At 47.2% G+C, this 3,258-nt stretch carries 3 protein-coding genes; all 3 read left to right on the forward strand.

What is annotated here, in order from left to right; all coding sequences use genetic code 11:
• The first annotated feature begins 269 nt into the window (after positions 1-269).
• On the forward strand, positions 270-1,568 hold the full coding sequence (locus Q7V48_04200; GenBank protein ID MDO9209937.1) for a UDP-glucose/GDP-mannose dehydrogenase family protein: 1,299 nt from the start codon (positions 270-272) through the stop codon (positions 1,566-1,568).
• 1 nt (position 1,569) lies between these two features.
• Positions 1,570-2,502 carry an SDR family oxidoreductase gene (locus tag Q7V48_04205; protein MDO9209938.1) on the forward strand — a complete coding sequence of 311 codons (933 nt, stop codon included), beginning with the start codon at positions 1,570-1,572 and terminating at the stop codon, positions 2,500-2,502.
• A gap of 143 nt (positions 2,503-2,645) precedes the next feature.
• The coding region (locus Q7V48_04210) for a sugar phosphate nucleotidyltransferase (GenBank protein MDO9209939.1) at positions 2,646-3,258 on the forward strand (613 nt) is incomplete at its 3' end.

Consider the following 3,258-nt stretch of genomic DNA (forward strand, 5'->3'; position numbering starts at 1 on the left):
TGTTATCACCCCTACCCTGACCTCCCCGAAGGTGTGAAAAAATTGATTTTCAGCCGTCTCCCCGGTGAAAACCGGGGTCCAGTCAGTTCTTAAGGCCTTGAAAACACTGGATTCCGGCTTTCGCCGGAATGACGTGAAAAAGAACCAAATCGATTTTTTCACACCTTCCCCCTCGAGGGGGGAGGGTTGGGAGGGGGTGATTTCTTTTGGTTGCGGCTATGCCGCGCTGTGCTCTCTGTGGCTAATTTAATATCGAAATGGAGTGAGCCATGAATATTTGTGTGATTGGTACAGGGTATGTAGGCTTAGTCACCGGGAGCTGCTTTGCGGAATTCGGACTGAACGTGACCTGTGTGGATAATGATGAGCAGAAGATTGCCTTGCTCCAAAAGGGAACCTCTCCCATTTTTGAACCCGGGCTGGAGGAAATGGTCAAAAGAAACTTGCGGGAAGGGAGGCTGGTTTTCACCACGGAAATCGATAAGGCCGTTGAGAAGTCTTTGGTTATTTTCATTGCCGTGGGAACTCCTCCCAAGAAAGACGGCTCAGTGGACATGACCTACATTGATGAAGTGGCCAGGAAGATCGGGGAGAATTTGAACGGATACAAGGTCATTGCCACTAAAAGCACCGTTCCCGTAGGTACCGGCGAAAGAATCCGCAAAGTCATCCAACAATATGAAAGGAAAAAAGTTAACTTCGATATCGTCTCCAACCCTGAGTTTTTGCGGGAAGGAGCGGCCATCGAAGATTTCATGCGCCCCAACCGCGTGGTCATCGGTGCCGCCAGCGAACAGGCCATGGCCATCATGAAGGACCTCTACAGCCCTCTTTATTTGATCGAGGCCCCCTTTGTGATCACCAATATCGAAACCGCCGAGATGATCAAGTATGCCTCCAATGCTTTTTTGGCCACCAAGGTTTCCTTTATCAACGAGATTGCCAATATTTGTGAAAAAGTAGGCGCGGATGTGAACGTTGTGGCCAAAGGAATGGGGCTTGATCAGAGGATCGGGTCGAAATTTTTACACGCCGGGCCTGGCTATGGCGGCTCTTGTTTTCCCAAGGATACTTTAGGGATAGCCAAAATTGCCGAAAAGTACGGATACCGGTTTGAGATTGTACGCTCGGTAATGAAAGTTAACGAAAAGCAAAAAGAGCGAATGGTTGCCAAAGTAAAGGAAGCCCTGGGAAATTTGAAAGGGAAAACCATCGCGGTTTTGGGGCTTTCTTTCAAGCCCAACACCGATGACATGCGGGAAGCACCCTCCTTAAAAATTATCTCTTCCTTACAGAGAGAGGGGGCGAAAATCAGAGCCTATGACCCCAAAGCTATGGAAGTGGCTCGAAAAATATTCAAGAAGATTGAATATGGAAAAGATCCATATGACGTAGCCAAAGGATCGGATGCTTTGTTGATTATTACGGAGTGGAACCAATTTCGAAATCTCGACCTGAAACGTTTGCAGAAGATAATGAAAAGCCCGGTTTTTTTGGATTTCCGTAATATATACGAACCCGCTAAAATGCGGGAGATGGGTTTTAAATACTTTGCCGTAGGGAGATAGCATGAGGGCTTTAATCACTGGAGGATCGGGTTTCCTGGGATCTCATCTGTGTGATCGGCTGCTGGCCGAGGGGCTGGAAGTTATCTGTATGGACAACCTGCTCACCGGTTCAACGGGCAACATCGCTCATCTTGCGGGTCACCGGCGATTCCAATTTATTCATTACGATGTGACGAATTATATTTTTGTTGAAGGATCTTTAGATTATGTTCTGCATTTTGCCTCTCCAGCCAGCCCAATTGACTATCTTCAGCTACCCATTCAGACCTTGAAAGTAGGGGCCTTGGGAACGCATAAAGTGCTGGGTCTGGCCATGGCCAAAAAAGCTTGTTTTCTCCTGGCCTCCACCTCAGAAGTATATGGCGATCCGCTCGCCCATCCGCAAGCAGAAGATTACTGGGGGAACGTAAACCCCATCGGTCCCCGGGGAGTTTACGATGAAGCCAAACGATTTGCCGAGGCTCTGACCATGGCTTACCATCGGTCCCACGGGGTGAACACCCGCATTGCCAGAATTTTCAACACCTACGGTCCCCGCATGCGTTTGAACGACGGCCGGGTCGTTCCTAATTTTATCCTGCAGGCCTTGGCCGGTGAAGATTTAACGGTTTACGGGGATGGTTCCCAGACCCGTAGTTTCTGCTATGTTGATGATCTGGTCGAGGGGATTATAAAATTACTTTTTTCCCAGGAAACCGAACCGGTCAACCTGGGCAACCCTGATGAGTTTTCTGTTTTAGGTTTTGCCCAAGAAGTATTGGAAATTACCGGAAGTAAATCCAGGGTTATCCACCACCCCCTTCCCGTAGATGATCCCCGGGTCCGTCAGCCGGATATCACCAAAGCCAGAAAAATTTTAAATTGGCTCCCCAAAGTTGGGTTGAGAGATGGAATAAGAAAAACAGTTCCCTATTTTCAGAAAAAGATGGCCTGAAAATCGATCTAAATTTATTGGGACGCAGATTGTCACAGATAAACGCAGATATATATTTTCTGTGAATCTTTTTTATTTTTAATATCCAGAAAATCTGTGTCCAACAAGAAAATTCCTATACAATTACCTTAGGAGGAGGAAAGATGAAGGGTATTATTCTGGCGGGAGGGCTGGGAACGAGGCTTTACCCGTTGACTAAGATCACTAACAAGCATCTCCTTCCCATTCATGACAAGCCCATGATTTATTACCCGCTGCAGACATTGGTCAATGCGGGGATTCGGGATATTTTGATTGTCACTGGCGGAAACAACGCTGGGGATTTTCTTCGCCTCTTGGGGAACGGGAAAGAATTCGGACTTCAGCATATTAATTACACCTACCAGGAAGGAGAAGGCGGAATTGCGGCCGCCTTATTTCTGGCAGAATATTTTTCTGACCAGGGAAAAATTTGTGTGGTTCTGGGGGATAATATCATCGAGACCAATATTCTCAAAGCGGTGAAGGATTTTGAAAAACAGGAGAACGGAGCCAAGATTTTACTGAAGGAGGTTCCTGACCCGCAGCGTTTCGGAGTACCAGAAATCAAAGGGGACAAAATCATCCGCATCGAAGAAAAGCCTGCAGCGCCTCGGTCAAAGTTGGCGGTGATCGGCATTTATATGTATGACGCCGCAGTTTTTGATATTATCCGAACCTTGAAGCCATCCGGCAGGGGTGAATTAGAGATTACGGATGTAAATAACGAATACATTC

It is taken from the genome of Deltaproteobacteria bacterium (genome assembly GCA_030654105.1).
Classification (GTDB): Bacteria; Desulfobacterota; SM23-61; order SM23-61; family SM23-61; genus JAHJQK01.